This window comes from Vibrio sp. VB16 (assembly GCF_015594925.2).
Lineage (GTDB): Bacteria > Pseudomonadota > Gammaproteobacteria > Enterobacterales > Vibrionaceae > Vibrio.
Window position 1 is genome coordinate 3,503,791 of the sequence record NZ_CP087590.1, and the last position, 22,531, is coordinate 3,526,321.

Annotated in this window: 25 protein-coding genes; 7 read left to right on the forward strand and 18 right to left on the reverse strand. The window is 39.9% G+C overall.

The features are described 5' to 3' along the window. Positions 1–11: 11 nt before the first annotated feature. Positions 12–1,121: a tRNA (uridine(54)-C5)-methyltransferase TrmA gene (gene trmA, locus IUZ65_RS15965; RefSeq protein WP_195704636.1), complete on the forward strand. Its 1,110-nt coding sequence runs from the start codon at positions 12–14 to the stop codon at positions 1,119–1,121. A 50-nt stretch (positions 1,122–1,171) separates the two neighbouring features. On the opposite strand, the gene IUZ65_RS15970 is transcribed toward trmA, so the two are convergent. Together IUZ65_RS15970 and fabR are read right to left on the reverse strand one after the other, a co-directional pair. After that, entirely contained in the window at positions 1,172–1,543 is a 372-nt protein-coding gene (locus IUZ65_RS15970) for a YijD family membrane protein (RefSeq protein ID WP_195704637.1), read from the reverse strand. A 2-nt stretch (positions 1,544–1,545) separates the two neighbouring features. After that, entirely contained in the window at positions 1,546–2,169 is a 624-nt protein-coding gene (fabR, locus tag IUZ65_RS15975) for an HTH-type transcriptional repressor FabR (RefSeq protein ID WP_195704638.1), read from the reverse strand. A gap of 223 nt (positions 2,170–2,392) precedes the next feature. Between fabR and sthA the strand changes: the two genes are divergently transcribed. Then, a complete protein-coding gene (gene sthA / locus IUZ65_RS15980; RefSeq protein WP_195704639.1) occupies positions 2,393–3,793 on the forward strand; it encodes a Si-specific NAD(P)(+) transhydrogenase in 1,401 nt (466 codons plus the stop codon). Between the two features lie 64 nt (positions 3,794–3,857). Here sthA and dinF read toward each other — a convergent pair whose 3' ends face one another. The 4 genes from dinF to IUZ65_RS16000 all read right to left on the reverse strand — a co-directional run bounded on the left by dinF (position 3,858) and on the right by IUZ65_RS16000 (position 7,352). Next, positions 3,858–5,210 carry an MATE family efflux transporter DinF gene (gene dinF / locus IUZ65_RS15985; RefSeq protein ID WP_443083718.1) on the reverse strand — a complete coding sequence of 451 codons (1,353 nt, stop codon included), beginning with the start codon at positions 5,208–5,210 and terminating at the stop codon, positions 3,858–3,860. Between the two features lie 60 nt (positions 5,211–5,270). Beyond that, positions 5,271–6,101: a class I SAM-dependent methyltransferase gene (locus tag IUZ65_RS15990; protein ID WP_195704641.1), complete on the reverse strand. Its 831-nt coding sequence runs from the start codon at positions 6,099–6,101 to the stop codon at positions 5,271–5,273. Positions 6,102–6,160: 59 nt separating this feature from the next. Next, on the reverse strand, positions 6,161–6,784 hold the full coding sequence (gene lexA / locus IUZ65_RS15995) for a transcriptional repressor LexA (protein WP_195704642.1): 624 nt from the start codon (positions 6,782–6,784) through the stop codon (positions 6,161–6,163). 106 nt (positions 6,785–6,890) lie between these two features. Then, positions 6,891–7,352 carry an Lrp/AsnC family transcriptional regulator gene (locus IUZ65_RS16000; protein ID WP_195704643.1) on the reverse strand — a complete coding sequence of 154 codons (462 nt, stop codon included), beginning with the start codon at positions 7,350–7,352 and terminating at the stop codon, positions 6,891–6,893. 314 nt (positions 7,353–7,666) lie between these two features. Here IUZ65_RS16000 and IUZ65_RS16005 point away from each other — a divergent pair, with 314 nt between their 5' ends. Together IUZ65_RS16005 and plsB are read left to right on the forward strand one after the other, a co-directional pair. Then, positions 7,667–8,593, forward strand: coding sequence for a hypothetical protein (locus IUZ65_RS16005; RefSeq protein ID WP_195704644.1), 927 nt, complete (start codon positions 7,667–7,669; stop codon positions 8,591–8,593). A 370-nt stretch (positions 8,594–8,963) separates the two neighbouring features. Then, on the forward strand, positions 8,964–11,390 hold the full coding sequence (gene plsB, locus IUZ65_RS16010) for a glycerol-3-phosphate 1-O-acyltransferase PlsB (protein ID WP_195704645.1): 2,427 nt from the start codon (positions 8,964–8,966) through the stop codon (positions 11,388–11,390). Between the two features lie 130 nt (positions 11,391–11,520). Here the strand turns inward: plsB and ubiA are convergent, their stop codons facing one another. Both ubiA and IUZ65_RS16020 read right to left on the reverse strand, forming a co-directional pair. Then, complete coding sequence (ubiA, locus tag IUZ65_RS16015; RefSeq protein WP_195704646.1) at positions 11,521–12,375, reverse strand: 4-hydroxybenzoate octaprenyltransferase; 855 nt, start codon at positions 12,373–12,375, stop codon at positions 11,521–11,523. Continuing rightward, on the reverse strand, positions 12,376–12,915 hold the full coding sequence (locus tag IUZ65_RS16020; RefSeq protein WP_195704647.1) for a chorismate lyase: 540 nt from the start codon (positions 12,913–12,915) through the stop codon (positions 12,376–12,378). It lies immediately after the preceding gene. Positions 12,916–13,063: 148 nt separating this feature from the next. Here IUZ65_RS16020 and IUZ65_RS16025 point away from each other — a divergent pair, with 148 nt between their 5' ends. Then, entirely contained in the window at positions 13,064–13,480 is a 417-nt protein-coding gene (locus IUZ65_RS16025; RefSeq protein WP_195704648.1) for a flagellar basal body-associated protein FliL, read from the forward strand. A gap of 74 nt (positions 13,481–13,554) precedes the next feature. Here the strand turns inward: IUZ65_RS16025 and glpG are convergent, their stop codons facing one another. The 6 genes from glpG to ftsY form a co-directional block, all read right to left on the reverse strand. After that, complete coding sequence (glpG, locus tag IUZ65_RS16030; RefSeq protein ID WP_195704649.1) at positions 13,555–14,394, reverse strand: rhomboid family intramembrane serine protease GlpG; 840 nt, start codon at positions 14,392–14,394, stop codon at positions 13,555–13,557. After that, on the reverse strand, positions 14,395–14,715 hold the full coding sequence (gene glpE, locus IUZ65_RS16035) for a thiosulfate sulfurtransferase GlpE (RefSeq protein ID WP_195704650.1): 321 nt from the start codon (positions 14,713–14,715) through the stop codon (positions 14,395–14,397). 500 nt (positions 14,716–15,215) lie between these two features. After that, the gene (gene rpoH / locus IUZ65_RS16040; RefSeq protein WP_195704651.1) at positions 15,216–16,070 is read right to left on the reverse strand and encodes an RNA polymerase sigma factor RpoH; all 855 of its coding nucleotides are present in this window, start codon (positions 16,068–16,070) and stop codon (positions 15,216–15,218) included. Positions 16,071–16,256: 186 nt separating this feature from the next. Further along, entirely contained in the window at positions 16,257–17,201 is a 945-nt protein-coding gene (gene ftsX, locus IUZ65_RS16045; RefSeq protein ID WP_195704652.1) for a permease-like cell division protein FtsX, read from the reverse strand. Continuing rightward, the gene (gene ftsE / locus IUZ65_RS16050; protein WP_195704653.1) at positions 17,191–17,865 is read right to left on the reverse strand and encodes a cell division ATP-binding protein FtsE; all 675 of its coding nucleotides are present in this window, start codon (positions 17,863–17,865) and stop codon (positions 17,191–17,193) included. Before ftsE ends, ftsX begins: the two co-directional genes overlap by 11 nt. A 66-nt stretch (positions 17,866–17,931) precedes the next feature. Beyond that, complete coding sequence (ftsY, locus tag IUZ65_RS16055; protein ID WP_195704654.1) at positions 17,932–19,251, reverse strand: signal recognition particle-docking protein FtsY; 1,320 nt, start codon at positions 19,249–19,251, stop codon at positions 17,932–17,934. A 162-nt stretch (positions 19,252–19,413) separates the two neighbouring features. Between ftsY and rsmD the strand changes: the two genes are divergently transcribed. Continuing rightward, a complete protein-coding gene (gene rsmD, locus IUZ65_RS16060) occupies positions 19,414–20,013 on the forward strand; it encodes a 16S rRNA (guanine(966)-N(2))-methyltransferase RsmD (RefSeq protein ID WP_195704655.1) in 600 nt (199 codons plus the stop codon). Then, positions 20,010–20,276: a DUF1145 domain-containing protein gene (locus tag IUZ65_RS16065; protein WP_195704656.1), complete on the forward strand. Its 267-nt coding sequence runs from the start codon at positions 20,010–20,012 to the stop codon at positions 20,274–20,276. The genes rsmD and IUZ65_RS16065 overlap by 4 nt, the downstream gene beginning before the upstream one ends. Before the next feature lie 36 nt (positions 20,277–20,312). Here the strand turns inward: IUZ65_RS16065 and IUZ65_RS16070 are convergent, their stop codons facing one another. The 4 genes from IUZ65_RS16070 to IUZ65_RS16085 form a co-directional block, all read right to left on the reverse strand. Continuing rightward, the gene (locus IUZ65_RS16070) at positions 20,313–20,897 is read right to left on the reverse strand and encodes a YhgN family NAAT transporter (protein ID WP_195704657.1); all 585 of its coding nucleotides are present in this window, start codon (positions 20,895–20,897) and stop codon (positions 20,313–20,315) included. A 57-nt stretch (positions 20,898–20,954) separates the two neighbouring features. Continuing rightward, on the reverse strand, positions 20,955–21,185 hold the full coding sequence (locus tag IUZ65_RS16075; RefSeq protein WP_195704658.1) for a YecH family metal-binding protein: 231 nt from the start codon (positions 21,183–21,185) through the stop codon (positions 20,955–20,957). Positions 21,186–21,316: 131 nt separating this feature from the next. Continuing rightward, the gene (locus IUZ65_RS16080; protein ID WP_195704659.1) at positions 21,317–21,940 is read right to left on the reverse strand and encodes a lysoplasmalogenase; all 624 of its coding nucleotides are present in this window, start codon (positions 21,938–21,940) and stop codon (positions 21,317–21,319) included. 161 nt (positions 21,941–22,101) lie between these two features. Beyond that, a complete protein-coding gene (locus IUZ65_RS16085) occupies positions 22,102–22,467 on the reverse strand; it encodes a DUF4145 domain-containing protein (protein ID WP_195704660.1) in 366 nt (121 codons plus the stop codon). Positions 22,468–22,531 lie beyond the last annotated feature (64 nt).

Below are 22,531 nucleotides of genomic sequence, written 5' to 3' on the forward strand. Positions count from 1 at the left end.
AAGGCATATCTATGGCAAACCTGGAAATAAACTCTAATCGCTACCACGAACAGCTGAAAGAGAAGGCGAATCGTCTCAACGAAATGTTTGTTGAATATGATGTTCCTGAGTTGGAAATATTTGAATCTCCAGAGCAAAACTATCGTATGAGAGCCGAATTTCGCGTTTGGCACGAAGGCGAAGCTCTTTATTACATAATGTTTAATCAAGGAACTCGTGAGAAAATTCGCGTTGACCAATTCCCTGCGGCTAGCAACGTAATTAACGAGTTGATGCCAATTCTTATAGATAGAATCAAAAATAACGATGATCTTCGGAAAAAACTGTTTCAAGTTGATTTTCTTTCAACCTTAAATGGCGAAGTGCTTGTTTCTCTTCTTTACCACCGTCAGCTTGATGATAAATGGACTGAAGAAGCAAAAACATTGAGGATATTGCTTAGCAGCAAAGGTTTCAATCTCAATATTATCGGACGAGCAAGAAAAATGAAAATAGTGCTCGAGCGTGATTATGTGATTGAAAAATTAAATGTTCATGGCCGTACCTATATCTATCAACAAGTAGAAAATAGCTTCACTCAACCGAACGGTATTGTTGCTCAGAAAATGCTGGAGTGGGCGGTAGACTGTACGAAAGAAAGTAGCGGTGATTTATTAGAGCTTTATTGTGGGAACGGTAATTTTTCATTAGCCCTCGCTCAAAACTTTGAACGCGTACTCGCAACCGAAGTCGCTATGCCATCAGTCGTTTCAGCTCAATACAATATCGCGGCAAATAAGATAGATAACGTTCAAATTATTCGTATGTCCGCTGAGGAGTTTACCGAAGCGATGGATGGTAAACGAGAGTTTCGACGTTTAAAACAAGCAAATATTGACCTAGCTAGTTACAACTGCAACACTATTTTTGTCGATCCACCAAGATCAGGCATGGACGAAGACACTTGTAGAATGGTTCAAGGTTATGAGCGTATTTTATATATATCTTGCAGCCCTGAAACGCTCAAAGAAAATCTCGAATTATTGTCTACAACTCACAAAATCATCAGATTCGCTCTATTTGACCAATTTCCATATACGCACCATATGGAAGCAGGCGTTCTTTTAGAAAGGCGCAAATAAAGCAAACTAAAAAAACGAGCATTTCGCTCGTTTTTTTTATTCCTAACTAACTACTCACCCTTTGCGATGAAACCTAGTTTTTTTCCTACCCATAACAGTAACAACAACGTCACTATAATGGCGAAAAAATTCGATCCCGCCCCCGGATACTGAGCTTTTATAAATGCTGAATAACCGAAAGCACCTACAAAAAAACAAGCCAAACCAACCAATGGAAGTTCTTCTGAAACAGGATTACGTAGATAATTTTGATAGAGCATTTGTACGGATAGTACCAGAGCTATCAGTGGAAAAATTGAGAAAGCGACCTCGGTTACCGTCAACACGGAGAGTAATGCATTGCTGCACATACCCACAATTACCGCTAATAGTAGCGTTTTTCTAGCAGAGTCACTTTTTGTTGGACTAAATTCATTCGACATAGTTATATCCTATTGTTTTGTCTTTCTCGCTCTTTTCTGTACCAATAAGCACCTTTGGCGGTCATTCTTAATTGCATCACTAACCTTTCAGTTAGTTCCTCTCTTTCATCTTTACTTAAATCCAACGCTTCTGCGCCGGAGCTAAATACCAAGATTACCGATGCTTCCGCCTGAATAGAAGCTTCCTCTCTATCCATTCCTGTGCTTATCAAATATTCGGTCATTTCAGCCACGAAATGTTGCATCTCTCTTGCTACTGCGGCTCTAAATTCAGCCGATGTACCTGAGCGTTCACGCAATAACAATCGAAACACGTTAGGGCTACTATCAATAAATTCCATAAAGGTTTCTACTGAGGTTCGAATAACACTGCCTTCTTTGGCAATTCGCTGCCTAGCTTGCCTCATAAGTTGCCTTAGGAGTAATCCGCCCTCATCAACCAAGGTTAAACCTAGCTCATCCATATCTTTGAAATGACGATAGAACGAGGTCGGCGCAATACCCGCTTCTCTCGCGACTTCTCTTAAACTCAAATTTGAGAAACTGCGATCAGCTCTAAGCTGATTAAATGCTGCATCAATTAATGATCGGCGTGTTTTTTCTTTTTGTAGCGCACGAATTCCCATAGGGGGTTATTTTTACCAATAAAGCCAATTAACGTCTAATTACTATAACGCGAATTCGGACCAGTGAGAAATACACATTGTAAAAGCACAACTAACATCCATTAGATTTGCATAAGTCCGTGATCATTACCACTCTATAGTGTGATGACCATTTACCTATGGTGATAACAAGTTAAAATCTCGCTACAGCAATGTTAACAACAATCATGGAAGGCGAATCAATATGGCTCGAAAAACTCACTTTGATGTGATCGTAATCGGTAGTGGTCCTGGAGGTGAAGGGGCAGCAATGGGATTAACCAAAGCAGGGTTAAATGTCGCCATAATTGAAAAAGAATCAAGTGTTGGTGGCGGATGTACGCACTGGGGAACGATTCCTTCGAAAGCATTGAGACACGCAGTAAGCCGAATCATTGAATTCAATAGCAATCCACTGTTTCATCGTAATGTAAATAACGTGCATGCCTCTTTTGCCGATATCCTTAGCCATGCGAAAACCGTTATTGATAAGCAAACACGCCTTCGTCAAGGTTTTTATGATCGCAACCAATGTGACCTTATTTTTGGTAAAGCTCATTTTGTAGATAAAAATCAGGTTGCCGTAAAACAGACTGACGGGAGCCTAGAATATTATACTGCGGACAAATTTGTCATCGCGACAGGTTCCAGACCTTACCAACCCGAAGACGTTGACTTTACTCATCCTCGTATTTACGACAGCGACTCAATTCTTTCTCTAGGACATACTCCAAGAAACATCATTATTTATGGTGCAGGCGTCATCGGTTGCGAATACGCTTCCATTTTTCGCGGATTAGATGTAAAAACCGATCTCATCAACACACGGGATCGCTTACTTTCATTTTTAGATAATGAAACTTCAGATGCTCTTTCGTACCATTTTTGGAATAGTGGCGTTGTCATCCGAAATGACGAGACATATGAGAAAGTCGAAGCCACTGATGACGGTGTAATTATACACTTACAATCAGGGAAAAAAATGCGTGCTGACTGCTTGCTCTACGCCAATGGTCGAACGGGTAATACCGATAAACTAAACCTCGAATCAGCTGGATTGACTGCTGACGCCAGAGGCTCTCTAAGCATCAATAAAAAATATCAGACAAAAGTAGAGCATATTTATGCTGTCGGAGATGTTATTGGATACCCTAGCTTAGCTAGTGCTGCATACGATCAAGGTCGATTTGTAGCACAGAACATTGTGAAAGGAAAAGCTGATACCCACTTAATAGAAGACATCCCTACAGGGATATACACCATACCGGAAATTAGTTCTGTGGGTAAAACAGAACAAGAACTCACTGCTGCGAAGGTTCCATATGAAGTAGGACGTTCTTCGTTTAAACACCTCGCTCGAGCTCAGATCGCAGGAAAAGATATTGGCAGCCTAAAAATTCTCTTTCATAGAGAAACCAAAGAGATATTAGGTATTCACTGTTTCGGGGAACGCGCCGCGGAAATTATTCATATCGGGCAGGCTATAATGGAGCAAAAAGGAAAGGCGAATAACATCGAATATTTCGTCAATACCACCTTTAACTACCCGACAATGGCAGAAGCTTACCGAGTAGCGGCTTTAAACGGGCTTAATCGTCTGTTTTAAAATAAAAGACGATACGCGGTAGTCATTATGTTCAGGCTAAGAATACCTCAGCCTGAACGAGATCTCAGAGAAAAACACCTCTTCTCCACTGCAACACAAAAACAAACCCTAAACTTACACCACGTATGACCATAAAACTTATCATCGCCGCCCATAAGGCGTGATTACCAAAACCGCTCATCAAGCCGAAGACTGCAAAAAAAGTACAAGTGGCAATAAACATGCTGTTTCTCATCTCCTTGCCTTTTGTCGCACCGATAAAAATACCGTCCAAAACAAAACACCACATCGCGCATAATGGCATAGCTATTAACCAAGGGAGGTACACACTGGCAATCTCACTAACACGTTCAATATCAGTGATCATGGAGATTAAGTTGTTACCAAAGAGATAAAAAACGACCCCTAGAATGAAACAGATAACGAAACTCCAAATAAACGTAACCACTATCGACTCTTTCAACGCCCCTCTATTTTTCGCGCCTATCGCTTTGCCCACCATGGCTTCAATGGCATAGGCAAACCCATCCATACCATAAGATATAATCATCAGAAAGCTCATCAATACGGCATTAGCTGCGACGACGTCATCACCATAGGTTGCTCCTTGAAAGGTCATAAAGCTAAAGGCACCCTGTAGACATAGCGAACGTAGAAAGATGTCTCGATTGAGTTTGACGAACCGTGATAGTCCACTCGTTAATCTTATGGTTTTTTTACGTACTATTAATGAAATAGCAGGCAACTGAAAATTTTTCCACGTTTTAACAATAAAACCCAACCCAATAACCAAGCTTGTATATTCTGCAATAACAGAAGCAAGAGCGGCGCCTTCTACTCCCCAGTTGAATCCAACCACAAAAAGAAGATCTAAAGCAATATTGGTAACGTTGGCGAAAATCACCATCCACATGGGTGCTCGTGAGTTTTGGGTGCCTAACAACCAACCAAGCATGACATAATTAGCAAGAGAAGCCGGTGCGCTCCACGCTCTAATAACAAAATAGGTCTCTCCGTAGTGCTTAACCTCATTACTCGCACGACTAAAATCGAAAATAATATCAGCCACCACTCGATGAAAAAGCAGAAATATTACCGCGAATGCGAAGGCCATAATCAAACCTTGAAGCAGAACCAAAACTAGTTGTTCTTTTTTCTCTCCACCTAGAGCTTGGGCGGTTAACCCAGTTGTCGACATTCTTAAAAAACCTAACAACCAGAACGTCACGCTGATCATGGTTCCACCCAAGGCGACACCACCTAAATACCATGAATGTTCTAAATGCCCGATCACAGCAGCATCAACCAACCCCAGCAATGGAACGGTGATATTTGAAAGAACCATCGGAATAGCTAGAAGAAGTACTTGCTTGTGAATCGATTTATTCTGAAGCGTAGACAAAAAAGAATTAGACACATAAACCTCACTAAGTTGCCGGGAAGTGTAACTTAGTGATTCACCCATTGTCCCGTTAAATTACCAAGATAACTCAACGACAATCGGAGTAAGCCTATGTCTTAATGTTGGAAATGCTGCAATGGCACGTTGCCAAACTTTCCACCGTCCACAACTATCATCAAATGGTGAGAACAATTTAATATATTTACACCAAGGCAACCATTGCAACAGTTTTTCTGCTGGTTTGTTAAAACCATGAAAATAGTTTTGGCTTCCTAACCTTTGCCCAAGGCGAGTCGACGCTTTGTCACCGGCTACGACAATACAAGCATGACATTGATTGAAATATCGACTCATATTTTGGACAAACTGAGCCACATCAGATTCTGAACGCGATAACAACGCTTGTTCACAGACGATAATAACTGGCACATTGCTCGGTATAGATAGGGTTTGCACCCAATTAAAGTTATCTACGGAGCCATTGATTAATTTATATCTATCACTTGGATGAAATAACTTTTCCCTCCAAAGCAAGTGCTCAGAAATGTCTAGCTCTACCCAGTGACACAAGCCATTATCTAATCGATAAAATCGAGTATCTAATCCTCCACCTATATTTAATACCCAAGCGTTAGGATGATCTTTTAAAAAAGCACCGACTCTTTCGTCGCAGAGCTTCGTAATCGTCGCGTGCAATAATTGTTTCTGAGCAATATCACCAGAAAGGCATTCTGAAGAAAGCTGACAGTATCGACAGGCATTAGCAGCTATAGGATCATACACCAAACCATCATTAACCAGACTTTCTCGACTTCTTAACCACATGGGTTGTAGTAAGTGAACTGGCACATCATAGTGAGGCTTATTATTGATATTGGTTGAGGCTTTTATATATGGAACATTCATTATCATCTCTCCCGAACTAAAGATGATAATGATTATTATTTAGATTATCAAGTTATAAATTACATCCAGTCCGTATTTCGAATAATACCGACAGCGACACCTTCTATAGCTAAATGTTGTGATTCTAGATCGACTTTAATTGGAGAGAAATCTTCATTTTCTGCATGAAGTAATACTGTAGACCCTTTCCTTTCAAGTCGCTTAACTGTGACGTCATCATCGACACGAGCCACAACAACTTGACCATCTCTGACGTCTTGTGTTTTGTGTACCGCCAATAAATCACCATCCATGATGCCTATATCTTTCATACTTTCACCTTGAACGCGAAGTAAAAAATCAGCTTGAGGTCGAAACATCGTAGGATCAACTTTATAATTCGCTTCAACATGCTCTTGCGCCAAAATAGGTTCGCCAGCCGCGACTTGCCCTATTAATGGCAATCCTAAATCATCATTTACAGCATCACTTTGAAGCAAAACTCGAATCCCCCTAGATGCGCCAGGGATAATCTCAATAGCTTGCTTTTTAGCAAGGGCTTTTAAATGCTCTTCTGCAGCATTAGCAGAACGGAAACCCAACTCTCTAGCGATTTCTGCTCGTGTTGGGGGCATACCAGAATCTTCAATTTTGTCTCTGATCAGATCTAATACTTGTTGTTGACGAGGGGTTAACGGCTTCATAAGTCACCTGTTTTTTTATACAGTTAACTGTGAGTATATCCAGTATTTATTCGTTTGCAACGGAAAGGTGTCATTTTTTAACCAATGATCCATTGTTCATCTCTGTTTAGTCAATTATCAATTGCGTTTCATACTTAGCACGATTCATTGAGATCATCGTTTTAAACGTTTTAATATTTTCATTACTAAAGAAAATCGTCTCTTTTAACCTCTCGTAAGTTCGCAAGTCCGCCACATCAATAATCAGTACAAAATCCACCTCACCGGTCACCTGATAACACTCTTTCACTTCAGGTACACTTTGGAGTTGTTTTATGAAGTTTTGATTAATCTGCTTTTTGTCCCTCTCCATACATACTTCAACAACAATGTGTAATGGATTACCTAATTTTTCTGGGTTCAGAATGGCTACCTTTCGACTAATTACACCTTCTGTTGTTAGTCGCTGTACTCGCTTCAGACATGCTGGAGGAGACAATGCCACCCTTTCAGCAAGGTCGACATTGGTAATAGAGCAGTCGCTCTGCAATTCTCGTAAAATAGCTTTATCTGTCCGATCAAGAAACACTATTCACCTCACTCACCCATTATCAGAATAAAATACATTTATGGCTCTAAATTACAGCAATAATTTTTCAAATCTACTCTAAACTAATTAACTTGTAGAAGAATGATGCAGGTAAATAGATAATTATTGCCCTAATCCATCTAAAACTCATACATGAACGTCGGTTTTTTGGTTCTTATCAAGATAAATTTATGAAGTAACTGCGTGTTGCTTTATCAAAACTTAATGCAATAGAGGTAATAAAAGTCCTACCGGTGGATATCGTTTGTCCCAAATTCAAGTTACTTATAAATGCATTAAAAGGATAATGTTTCATGTGGAACAATACGTTCATCATCCATATATCAAATCAGATTAAAGAGATCATCCGAGTCTATCTGGTTTTAGTCAAGGTAATGCTTCCGGCTGTCATTATCGTAAAACTATTAGACTTAGTTGGCGCCACAGATCTACTTGCTTACTGTCTTTCTCCTGCAATGGACATTGTAGGGTTACCGCAAGAAATGGGCTTGGTATGGGCCGTCGCCTTATTAACCAATATATATACCGCTATGGTGGTGTTCTACTCAATTGCCGCTAATAATGCAATTTCTGTCGCGGACATTTCGGTGCTAGGAGTCATGATATTAATTGCTCATGGACTACCTGTAGAGGGTGCTATAGCCAAGTCATTAGGTATTCGATGGAGAGTCACATTACTTGTAAGAGTGGGAGGAGCGTTATTATTAGGGTCAATATTGAACCTTTTATATTCAACTCTGCAATGGAAACAAGAACCAATTGCTTTATCTTGGGCACCAACTACAAGTCATTCGTTTGGATGGATTCAGTGGAGTATTGAACAAGCGCAACTTTTTGCTTCTATCTTTGTCATTCTAACCGCCCTCATCATAATGCTGCGAATTCTACGCTTACTTGGAATTGAGGCACTACTGCACACATTACTATCACCGTTATTAAGAGGGCTAACATTAGGTAAAGAGGCCGCCAACATTACAATTATTGGAATGACTCTGGGCATTTCATTTGGTGCAGGATTACTCATCGATGAAGTGAAAAAAGGGCACATTAGTAAACGGGATACTGTACTTGTCATGGGTTTCCTTGGGTTATGTCACAGCATAATTGAAGACACACTATTGATACTATTGCTCGGCGCTGACGTATACGCCATTCTTTGGGGAAGGCTTGTTTTCGCTATCTGCATCGTTGCTATTTGGGGACGAATGTATAAGCAATAAATTACAAGGTTAAGTAAACTGGAGCAACCGCCGAAAATAGCGGTGACCAAAAAAGCTTCTTCGCTTTTAAACACTACGCTTATACCTTGTGTAGAATAGGAACCGACTTTAGCAATGCGTTTGAATCCCTTTTTTTGTAATTCATTTATTATTACCTGCTGCTATAATTAGCCAACATATCAACTGTAACAAAAATGATAGAACAAATTGATTTAGACATGAAAGCTTGGACTAGTTTCTGGTATTCTTTCGGCGCAAAACTATCTTCATCGAGATCCCCTTTAAAACTTCGATTTTCATCAGAGTTTTGGGATGAATTCGAACCCTTGAATGTAGTGCATTTTTGATAACTCTTGAGGCGATAAACCTAATGTCATCTGGACGTATAATTCCACGCTCACTTTTAAAGCTCCCTCTCTCTTTATTAGTAAAGAGTACCGCTATTCCTACTGAGCCAATCAGAGATTTAGACATCGATTTGGATAAACCTATCGTCTACGCACTCCCATTTCGTTCCAATGTTGACCTTTTTACATTGAGAAGAAAAGCATTAGAAATCGGTTTACCTGATCCTCTTTTGCCATTAAAGATAAACGGGAAAGAGTTAGGTCGATATGTCTATATTAGTTCGAGGCCAACAATACTCAAAAATGACAAGCACATACCAAGTGCTTCCATTGCTCTATTTAGCGATTTATTGACGTTGCATGGAGAAGATACAGAACTAGATGTTCAAGTTATACCTGCGACCGTTTTATGGGGAAGAAAACCGGGTAAAGAAGCCGATCTAAGACCTTATTTACGCGCAATGAATGGCCCACAAAAAGCCGCAGCAGTCATCGTTTCTGGTCGTGATTGCCAAGTGAGGTTTAGTCCCGTTGTTTCGCTTCGTTATATGGCAGATGTACATGGTACAGATGAATCGATAGCGCATAAACTCGCTCGAGTAGCACGAACTCACTTCTCAAGACAAAAGCTAGCCGCTATTGGGCCTAAACTCCCTAATCGCGAGCAATTATTTACTCGGCTACTCGATTCAGAAGTGATCCAAAAAGCTATCGAAAATGAAGCCAGCAGTAAAAATATCAGTCTCGAAAAGGCGCGGAAAGAAGCGCACTCGATACTCGATGAAATTGCCGCCAATTTCTCATATTCTCTGATTAAGAACGGAGAGCGAATACTGGGTTGGTTATGGAATAAGCTTTATAAAGGGCTTAACATTAGCAACGCCACGACGGTACGTCGATTGGCACAGGATGGACATGAAATAGTTTACGTCCCGTGTCATCGAAGCCATATGGATTATTTATTGCTTTCTTACGTCCTTTACCATGAGGGGATGGTTCCTCCTCATATTGCTGCAGGCATCAATCTTAACTTCTTCCCCGCAGGCTATATATTTCGTCGTGGCGGTGCCTTTTTTATTCGTCGCAGCTTCAAAGGAAATAAACTCTACTCCACTATATTCCGTGAATACCTCTCTGAGTTATTTACTAAAGGTTACTCGGTTGAGTATTTTAGTGAAGGTGGTCGTTCTCGTACTGGTAGACTACTGCCAGCAAAAACAGGCATGCTAGCCATGACTATCCAAACGATGTTACGAGAACAGAGCCGCCCTGTTACCCTCGTCCCAGTCTACATTGGCTATGAACATGTAATGGAAGTATCCACTTACGCGAAAGAGCTACGTGGAAAACGCAAAGAAAAAGAGAACGCAGGACAGGTACTTAAAACGATACGTAAGCTTCGTAATTTTGGTCAAGGTTATGTAAACTTTGGCGAACCAATCCCTCTAAACCAATTCCTTAACGAAGAAGTCCCGGAATGGAAACAAGATATCAATCCTCTTGATCCACCTAGACCTAAATGGTTGACGCCAACAGTCAATAAACTCGCTGTTAAGATGATGACTCATATCAACGATGCTGCTGCAGCAAATGCATTAACGCTATGCGCAACCGCTCTGCTTGCATCTCGTCAGCGTGCCCTATCAAAAGATACATTGGTAGTGCAGATCGACTCGTATTTATCCCTACTTAAGAATGTCCCATACTCAGATACATTCACCATGCCAGACAAAACCGCAACAGAGTTAGTTGAGCATGCGGTTTCATTAGATAAATTCGTAATCGAAACCGATACTATGGGTGATATTGTTTCTCTAGATCGCAATCAATCCATCTTAATGACTTACTACCGCAATAACATTATTCACTTATTCGCAATACCATCATTAATTTCACACTTGGTTGTTCGTCACGAAAGTATATCCGTAAAATACATTAAATCTGTAGTCCACCAACTTTATCCTTTCTTGAAAAAAGAGTTGTTTTTGAATTACGATCAATCAAATATAGATCAAACGGTCGAAAGCATCTTAGATGAACTGGTAGGGCAAAAACTGGTTTGCCGTACAGAAGATAATATCTCTATCGACCAACCTAGAATTCAATCATTAATGTTGCTTGCCCGTACTATCGCAGAGACACTGCAACGCTATGCCATTTCAATCAATCTTCTAGGGGCTAATCCAGAACTTGAGAAACCTGAACTTGAGAAGAAATGTCAGGAAGTTGCTCAACGTCTCGGTAGATTACACGGTATCAATGCTCCAGAGTTTTTTGATAAAGGGGTATTTACTTCGTTATTTACAACATTGAAAGAACAACAATATATTGACGCGGATGGCAACTGTAATCTAGAGAACACTCAGCATTTAGCGGATATGTTATCGGCGTTATTACCAACGGAAGTAAAGCTAACTATCCAGGAAAACCTATATAGTGAAGTGAAGTGAAGTGAAGTGAAGTGAAGTGAAGTGAAGTGAAGTGAAGTGACCGTCATTTGAATAGCGTAATAACGAGAAAAGGTTCTGTCAATACAGAACCTTTTTCATCAAAAACCACTTTTTTGACGTCTTGGGTAGATTATAGATAACTAAGAAAAATCGACAAAGCCATAATTAACCCAACATTATTGTTATTTAAAAATGCCTTAAAACAGAGATTTCGTTCTCTCTTTTTAATCAAATTTTGTTGATACACAAACAACCCAGCCGACACGAGTATTCCCCAGTAAAAAATGGTACTTAGGTTCAGCCAATTACCCAAAATTATAAATAAAACAAGCGTTAACAACTGCAATAAACCAATAATAATTTTATCAAAGCGACCAAACAAAATCGCGGTTGATTTTACCCCTATCCGCAAGTCATCATCTCTATCAACCATTGCGTACTGAGTATCGTAAGCCATGGTCCATAACACATTGATGACAAATAATAACCATACAGGAGACGTTAGTTCATTCGCTTGCGCAGCCCAGGCCATTGGTATCGCCCAACTGAATGCTAACCCTAGGAACAATTGAGGCAGATGAGTAAAACGCTTCATAAAAGGGTAAACGAACGCCAACACGATTCCGAAAAATGACAGCTTAACGGTGAGAGGATTCATAGTAAGTACAAGAAAAAAAGAAGATAGCGCTAATATTAGAAACAAAACAATGGCTTCAAACGGTTTCACTTTCCCTGCAGGAAGGGGCCGTTGCTCTGTCCTTTGAACATGTCCGTCAATTTTTCTATCTGCGAAATCATTGATAACACATCCAGCAGAGCGCATAAACAGCACTCCAAAAAAAAATACGATAACAACGTCTAATCTAGGTTTACCTTCCGAAGCAAGTAACAAGGCCCATATGGTTGGCCACAGCAGTAACAATGAACCAATTGGTTTATCCATACGCATTAGTTGCCAGTAGGCTCTCGCTTTTACTAAGCTCATCTAAACCGTCTCCGTAAGATACACCGGTGAATCGGGAAGAAAAAGTTCTGCAACTAACATAGGTTTTTTATTCATCCATAAACGTGATCGTCTAGCAATAAGTCGCTGGTTAGGGAGATTAACCCAGCCAAGTTGCAAAGCATCTCTACTCACACCCTCCACACTAAATACTGTTAATCCAAGCGGAATAGTACCCTGTTGAACTAAGTTATGTGGCTGTTCGTCCAAAGAAGCTTCAGGTATCAAAGTTCGACCAATTACCCATTCTTGCTCATCACCTAAAAGCATGACTTCTCTGAGTAAGCAGTCTGTATCACTAAGAAGTTCTTTTTCTTCAATTGTGACCTCTCTAGCTGAAATCATCTCATTAAAAAGCATCTTAACCGTTAAGTTTTCACACTTCTCTTCAAAACGACGTGACAATGAGCCTCTTTCCAACAACCAATGTAGAGAAACGCTCGAAGATAGTTCAAACTTGTCAATGTCTTGCCAATCAACTTTTTTGAGCGCAGCAATGTACAACGAAATCAGCTCAGTCATAGGTATATTTATTTAGTTCTAGTAATATAAGCAATTTATACTTGGTGTTTAGGCTAAAAAAGCCGCAGAATACAAACTTGTCTAGGTGCTACATTGTAGCAGACTAAGACGCCACGATAATCCGATAAAAAAGAAAGATCCCATAAATATGCTTAAACAATATATTGTTTTAATAATTTTCGCTCTAACCAGTACTTTTTCAGTCACAACGTATGCGGACGAAGAAGAGCAAAACAGCGGGCCGACATTCGCCTATTATACATTGGCGCCAGATCTCACTACCAATGTATACACAAAAGGCAAAAAACTGGCATACCTGCAAGTCCGAGTCGATTTAATGGTTGCGGATAGCTCTTATGTCGTTGAGCTAGAAAGACACGAACCTTTAATTCGAGATACTATCGTTGCATACATTGGTGAACAAACTGAAGATCAAGTAAAAACCCTCGCTGGAAGAGAAGAACTCAGAAAGCAGCTCAAAGAAAATCTAAACAATCTGCTCATTGCCGAAACGGGTAAAACCCTCATCACAGATTTATTGTTTACTAAATTCCTCTTTCAATAATTCCGCTCTGATTTACCAAGCAATGGCATTTACAGGCCATTGCTACGATAGACATTTTTTGCACTATACGATCATCAGCCATTTGTCTTTTTTGTCATCTGGCTATCAACCCAAGCAAGTAATAAGCCAGACGCTAAGCCAACTAAGTGAGCGGTATTGGCAATAGCCATATATGGCTGCACATACCCTAGCACCAACCAAACAAGCATAAATATGACGATAGGTTTCGGTAGGTTCACTCCTTTTTCAGGCGATATGACACCTAACAACCATGAATACCCCATTAGCGCATACACCACCCCTGACAATCCACCAAAGTTGGCACCTTCAACCCAATATTGACCCGCTCCCGACAGAGCCGACGATAATATAAAGATCTGCAATAATTTAATCGTACCAAGCCGCTTTTCTATATCTCCACCTAATTGCCACCACCACAGGAGGTTAAAAGCAATATGGGTGACAGAGAAATGAATAAGTGCATGCGAAACCCAGCGCCAAATTTGCCACTTCTGTCCATCAAAAGCTGGAAAATGTGTTACCGAAAAAATTGAATTACCAAACCCTATTTGGAAAAGGATGAATAACGTAATAGAAACAAACATAATCAAAAGCGTAAAAGGCCCTGCTTTTGCTTTGACCATAGCCAGTATGCTAGGAGTCTGATATGTAAACTTTCTCGTTCTAGAGCCCGCGAGGTCCCACGATGCAGCTTGATACTTGCTATCATTCGGATTCGCTAAAAAATGAGACAACTCCGATTCAGCTTCTAGTTTATCAATGTCGTCTTTAAGCCAAAGAGCAAATTGTCCCCCCCCCTCTGGCATCATACCGAGTTCTATTTTCCTTGATGCCATATAATCAATAAAAGCTTGAGCCGTTCTAGGGTTTTTGAGTGTGATTAGCTTAATCATTTAACCTCTCTGGATTGGCAAGTCAGCCATGTGCCATGCTGTAAACCCACCATCAACGCTATACACTTCTTCATAGCCTTGATTCACTAAATATTGTGCGGCCCCTTGACTGCTTACGCCGTGGTAGCACATAACAAGTATAGGGTGATCAAATTCAACCTCTTCCAGAAAGGCAACCATTGTATCGTTCGTTAGATGACGGGCTGTTTCAGCATGGGAAGTAGTAAAAGAACCAACATCTCGTATATCGAAAAGTGCTGCGCTTCTGTCACTAATTAACTTCTTTGCTTCAACGACATTTATCTGCTTGAAACTACTCATTGAGCTAACCTTCCCTGATGTTATTTTTGTCACTAGATTGTATACCAAGTGTTATTAGCACCCAAGTAACATAGCCTCTAACAAGAAATAAAAATTCTGTCGTTCTTCTGTCAAAATTATCTGAATAAGAGAATAAAAATTACATTATTTTTTATCCACTGATGATCAATATTTCACCATCTGTGGATAAATCTGTGAATTGCGTTGATAAAGTATCTCTTAATAAAAAGATCCACAACATGTAGTGGTGATCCTTCTTTTTCTGTGTGTATCAAATAAACTATCCCCAATGGATATTCTCTCTTAATCCCAGTCTATCCGCTACTTCCTGACAGTTAATGAAAGTTTTCCTCACAGACTTATGCACAGGAAAAGTTCAATTTTGATCAGACATATCGATCAATTTCGATCAGGCACAAAAAAGCCGAGATCTCAACGATCTCGGCTCTAAAAAATTTTGGCGTTCTCAATGTACTGTAAGTATTAACAACGCTTTCTTATTAAAACTCGCCAACCGCAAGTTTTAACTTCTTCATTGCATTTTTTTCGAGTTGACGAATTCTCTCTGCAGAAACACTGTAGACTTCGGCGAGTTCTTGCAATGTTGATTTCTTATCATCTAACCAACGAGAACGGACAATATGTTGGCTTCGTTCATCTAGCGTTGCCAAGGCATGAGTTAAACGCGTATTAGTATGCGTTTCCCAATTATCAGCTTCCACATTATCTGCAACATCAGAATGCTTATCTTCTAGATAAAGTACGGGAGCTGAGTAGCTTCCTGAATCGTCATCTTCATTCTGCAATTCAAAAGCAGCATCTTGTGCAGCAAGACGAGATTCCATCTCACGTACTTCAGAAGGTGCAACACCTAGTTCGCGAGCAACCGTTTCAACTTCACCGTTATTAAACCAACCTAAACGCTTTTTAGATTTACGTAGATTGAAAAAAAGTTTACGTTGAGCCTTGGTTGTAGCGATCTTAACAATACGCCAGTTTCTTAAAACGTACTCATGAATCTCAGCTTTTATCCAATGGACGGCAAAAGAAACAAGACGAACACCCACTTCAGGATTAAAGCGCTTCACTGCTTTCATCAGGCCGATATTGCCTTCCTGAACCAAATCAGCCATCGGTAAACCGTAACCAGAATAACCTCGTGCAACATGAACGACGAATCGAAGGTGTGAAAGTATAAGACCTTTCGCAGCGTCAATTTCACCTTTGTAATGCAATCGTTCTGCCAGATCACGCTCTTCTTCAGGTTTTAGCATAGGGTAGCTGTTTGCTGAACGAATATAACTGTCTAAGCTATCTTGCGTAACTAAAGCCATTGAATACTTTTGGTTTGCCATTCAATTCCTCATTCTTTTTACATTGAGCAATATTTTTATTCTAAACCCATCAATATTGAACTTAATCAAAGAAAATTTCAATAAGGGGACGGTAATTATCCATAGATACAATCACTATACAAGAGCGATTTACAAATATTTACTGTTTTAACCTGCTGTTTTAATCTTTTTTAAGACAAGAAAAGCCTATACAGGTTCAATATCTTTTAAGTGTTTCCGTGCGGATAGTTTTGCTGCAATAAAGCCCAGGAAAACACCTAGCATTAATAACAACAATGACTCATCCCAGTTCAAGCCTATCAGGTGAAATTGGCTGTCGTATAACATAGAAAGCTTTTCTACAGCTCCATTTAACAATATCGTAATAATTGCCGTCAAAAACCAAGCGCTTACAGCTCCAATTAAGCCAAACCACATACCAGAATATAAGTAGGGTCTTAAGATAAAACTGTCTGTTGCTCCGATCAGCTTCATCACTTGAATTTCTTCTTTATGCGCTAAAATCGTAAACCGCAATGTGTTGCCGACAATTAAAAATACAGCCCCTAGCATTAAGGTCGCTAAAGTAACAACAACCGTTGTTGCCAGATTCTTCATTGCATCTAAGCGAGCAAGCCAATCTTCATCCAATCTTACATCGGTAATACCCTGCTCATCTCTTAGTGCTATTGCGATATCTCTGATGCTCACATCATTTTGCTCAGATGGTTGTATAACGAGCACTGCGGGTAACGAATAATCACTGAGTAATGAAATAGCTTGTTCAAATCCAGAATACTCACTTAAATCACTAAGACCTTGTTGAGAAGAAATATATTGCACACTTTCTACATTTTCCCAACTTTCTACCCGGTCCTTAAGTACCATGATTCTCGCTTCTGCGATGTCTTCTTGTATATAGGCACTTACCTGTGACGGACTCGCAACCTCTTCAGCAACTTTAGCAATATTTTTACCCACAAGATAAACACTCGCAGGCAAAGAAAGTGCCATAGCGATCACCGCTAGAGTCAATATGTTACCTAACGGTCTAAGCCACAAACTCATAAATGAGCTTTTAGCCTGCCTTATATGCATGGTCAAAAAACCGACACGATCAACTTTGTTTTTGCTGCGAGCATTATTGGCCATAGCCTTCAACCTCACTTAAAAAACCTTGATTCAACTCAAATCGTCGATACTGAGGCCGACTGCCGACAAGACCAATATCATGAGTAGCAACAAGAATAGAGACACCGGCTCGATTAAACTCTTCCAGCAACATCATGGTTCGATTAGACAGTTCAGGATCTAGATTACCCGTCGGTTCATCAGCCAGCACTAAAGTGGGCCTATTCACAACTGCTCTTGCGATACCAACTCTTTGTTGCTCACCACCTGATAGTTGACTTGGCAAACACTTCGCTTTATCTAACAACCCTATTTTATCTAACGCTGCGGAGACTCTACGCTTGATATCATTTTCTGTCGCAGACTCTATACGCATTGGTAATGCTACATTATCAAAAACAGTCCGATCCATTAACAAACGGTGATCTTGAAAAACGATACCAATATTACGTCTTAAAAGGGGAATATCGTTATTCGATATCTTTGTTATATCGTGTCCGTTGAATTGAATAGTGCCATCAGAAGGACGCTCCATAGCACAAATCAACTTGAGTAATGTACTTTTGCCAGCGCCAGAATGCCCACCAAGAAATGCCATTTCACCTTGTCTAAGATGAAAATCCACTTTTTGTAATGCTTGACGACCACCTCGATAAGCTTTACTAACTTGCTGAAATCTTATCACTTACTCTTCCTCTAACTATTCAACTCATTCCAATTAAGCGCTTGCTACTGCACAATACCTTAATCATTATTCTTCGCGACTAAATAGCGCTTCAATAAAGTTTTCAGATTCAAACGGGCGAAGATCATCAATACCCTCCCCAACACCAATATAGCGAATAGGAATATTAAATTGATCCGCGATGGCGAATATAACGCCACCTTTCGCGGTTCCATCAAGCTTTGTCAGGGTGATGCCAGTAACAGGGGCGACATCGCTAAATAATTTGGCTTGGCTAATTGCGTTTTGGCCAGTACCTGCATCAAGGGTTAACATTATTTCATGCGGTGCTGAGTCATCGACTTTTTTCATTACGCGTACAATTTTACGCAGCTCTTCCATCAAGTGACCCTTATTTTGAAGTCGACCTGCAGTATCCGCGATGACAACATCTACACCACGAGCTTTCGCTGCTTCTATCGCATCATAAATGACGGATGCACTGTCAGCACCAGTATGTTGAGCAATAACCGGGACATTATTTCTTTCACCCCAAACTTGTAACTGTTCCACCGCAGCGGCTCGGAATGTATCTCCCGCGGCAAGCATGACTTTTTTCCCATCAGCTTGGAATTGTTTTGCTAATTTACCTATTGTCGTGGTTTTACCCACTCCATTCACGCCAACCATTAGTATGACGTAAGGAGTATGCTTAGTATCGATGACGAGTGGCTGCTCTACATGTGACAGTATTTCGGCCATTTCTTCTTTAAGTAAACCGTAAAGCGCTTCACCATCTTTTAATTCTCTACGAGATGCCTTTTCTGTTAGATTACCGATAATCTTTAAGGTTGTATCCATCCCTACATCGGCTATCAAAAGTTGTTCTTCAAGCTCTTCAAAAAGATCATCGTCTATCGATTTTCCTTTAAACAGACCAAAAAAACCCGCACCGATGTTCTGTTTTGTTCTGGCTAAGCTGCGCTTTAACCTTGAAAAGAAACCTTCTGTTGGTTTCTCTTGTTCAACAATGACTTTCTTTGTATCACTTTCGACAGGCGCTTCTACAATTTCGACTGCTGCGGATTCCTCTGTTGATTCAACCTGTACAGTTGTATCAATTGGCGATTCTACACGCGCCTCAACCCCACTTTCAAAGTCGATAGTCGTATTGATTTCATCATCTAAGCCGTCTGTATTAACTGATGGAATATCATTCGTTTGTGAGGCATCAGCAATAATGTCTTCGCTTTCATTGCTCGCTAGCTCAGTTTCAATAGTGGCATTTTCTTCTTGCTTCTCTGGCTGAAGCTCTTCAATTTGCTTATTTTCACCTTCTTGGCTTTTTCCTTCATCTTCGCCAAAACCAAGCCATGAAAATAGTCCGCGCTTTTTCTTATCCGTCATCGAGAGGAGTCCTAGATCTAACAACTAATTCTAATTTAATGCCCTGCAAAATTATTTGAGCAGAGAAAAATGACAAAGTATTGAAAAATTTCTGTTTTGATTGGTACACTTTGACATTATATAACGGGATATAGTAACACTTTATTAGCGGTCAAAAAATCTATGGTAAGAAGTCAAACTAAAAACAATGTACAAAAAAAGCAACCAGAAGGCTCAATACGTATTATTGCTGGTCTTTGGCGAGGTAGAAAACTACCTGTATTCAATGCTGAAGGGCTAAGACCTACGGCCGATCGCGTAAAAGAGACGTTGTTTAATTGGATTGCTCAAGATGTGCCTCATGCCAAATGTTTGGATCTGTTTGCAGGCTCTGGTGGATTAGGCTTTGAAGCCGCCTCGCGTCAAGCAAAGCAGGTTGTGATGCTCGAACTCAACGTTCAAGCACATAAACAGTTAAGCCAAAATATCACAACATTAAAAACAAATTCTATTGAAGCAATCAATTTGGATTGCCTTTCCTACCTTGAGAAGCAGGGGACACCTTTTGATATCGTCTTTATCGATCCTCCTTTTAGAAAAGGATTACTAGAAAAGAGCTTAAAATTATTAGAAGAAAATAATTGGCTTGCAGAAAATGCTATGATTTATATTGAAACAGAAAAAGAACTCACACTTACTGGCGTACCAGACAATTGGTCTCTTTATCGAGAAAAAAAAGCTGGCCAAGTAAGTTACCGATTATTTGAAAGGAATATAGAATGAAAGTCCTGATATTTTTAGCAAAAGCTTCTATCGCATTTGTTTGGTTTGTCCTTCTCTTCAATATTTTCATGCCATTTCCAGGTAAGGCGGCCATTGCACTCTATATTATGACTGGATTCTTATTCATGATGCACGCGGTTCAAATGCTGATATTTATCGGAGCTTTTGGTGACAAAATAAAAATAAGTGGTTGGGAGAAGTGGTCAATTTTAATATTCGGTATATTTTCCCTGCTCGATATAAGGCGTAAACACATGATGTAAAAAAAGAGCGCTTAAGCGCTCTTTTTTTACCATACCTTAACTTATAAAGTCTTTAATACCATCTAGGAACATCTGGGTAGAGATCATAACTAATAACAACCCCATCAACCTTTCTACCGCTTTTAGACCCTTTTCACCCAATAGCTTATGGAAAAAGTTGATGAACATAAGTACAAAGAAGCTTGCCCCCCAGGCGATAAGTAACGCAGCGGCCCAATCCCAAATACGATCAGGTTCTTGACTCGACAATAATAGCAGTAAAGCCATCACAGACGGGCCAGCAATCATTGGGATAGCCATCGGTACAATATATGGCTCTTCACCAGCGGCAAGACCTGTCACACCGCCTGGTTGTGGAAAAATCATCCTGATGGCGATGATAAAGAGAATCACACCACCAGAAATACTTAAGGTCTCAGGATTTATATGTAGAAAATTAAGTATGTTTTGGCCACCGAATAGAAAAGCAAGCAAAATAACCAACGCAACGCAAAGCTCACGGATTAATATAATTCGTCGTCTTTTCGGTTCAATATGCTTAAGAATGGACAAGAAGACCGGTAAATTACCTAATGGGTCCATAATTAAAAACAACATTGTTGCTGCTGAAAGTATATCCATTGTTAATTTTATCTCCGCGCTATATTGGTGAAACAGCTATAACGGTATTGGGGGGTGTTATTCGCACTTATTCGTCGCATTAATGCTGTATTTCCCATCAACAGTGACTATTTTTTCTCTATCGATAAAGAAATCAAAAAGTTCATCAAAGTTCAGACCTTCACTCTGGCAAGTATGAAACTGGACATCGTCTCCGTACTCATCTGTCAGCAGATTCTTTACTTCATCTCGAGTAAGAAATTTTTCTGACAACATATCTAATATTTTGTGTCCATGAACGTTATTCATTTTTTACCCTTAACCTGAGACCGCTAAGAATACACTAGAAAGTGAGATTCTTAATCAATCTATAGTGGATGAATCCAAAGTAGATAACTTTAAAACTAAAGTGAAATAGAAAATGTCATTCAATCAACTGATCACGCAATGACAGAGGCGACAGTCAGTGAATGAGCGATAAAAAAGCCACTCGTGGCCCATAAATCAGAATTTGGGAAAGGATGACGATAGACATTGACCGCACTAATTAGAGTCGCAGCAACAAAAACAAAACAAGCAAGACAAGCATACAAATTTGCCATATTGGTATTGTTCATCCAAACAGCACAGGCCACCCATGACATCTGGACCAAGACCAAACCCATAATAGATACAGGAAAAATAATTGTATCCAGCTTTGGTAGCAATAATAAGATAAGGATAATGCTACCAGCAAATAGCAGAGACGGTAACCACCACGTAATATCGCCCTGTAGCAGAGACCAAAATCCCTTACTGTAAAATAGAAATGACAAAATCAACGCGATAAAGCTTGCTCTGGTACTTATTTTGGGTAGAACACTAAACGTATCGGCAATGACAGCAAGAGAAAGTCCAATCACCACCCATATGAACTGAGGCTCTTCACGACCAGTTGTTACCAAAATAGCCATTAATAATAGTAAAGTTGTCGGTTTCAATATCTTAGACAGGTTTTTATTCTCGCTATTCGCCGTCGAAATATGAATTAACCCAGATAGCCCAACCATCAGCCAACCCCACATACATTTTCCTCATTTCATTTAAGTCGGCTAGTTTAGGAAAAATGAAATTTTAATCCAGTATTAATGACCAATAGTTGGATCTTTACGAAAATAACCATCCCGATGTAATGAGGTTGTTGTAAAAGTGTTTTGCACATGTGATTTTCATACGTAGGAGTGGGTTATAAGTGTTCAACAAGCTTATCCCAGTGAACAAGATAGAATCCTAGAGCCGCTAGCGTAAACAACGTCATGACTAATATGGCCGCTCGCCAAATGAAACGATTCGCTCTTGGGGTAAGTTCTTTTTCGCAAGCGTCACAGGTAGCGAAGTAAGATTTTCTGTTATTCAACTTAAAGTCTTCTTCATGAACTATTTTGTTCCGAATAGTGGCGACATACCTTAATTTACTTATCACATCGTGAGGTAATCTATCCTCACAACTGGTGATTAGTTGATGTAATCCTTTTCCATCAGCATGATATTGCACTCGCAACAACTTCTCAATACGGCGAGTACGCTTAACAACTTCCTCAATATTCGACATATTGTTCTCCTAATAACTTTCTAATTGAAGACTCATTACCAGTATAAATAGTTCCCGAAAAAAC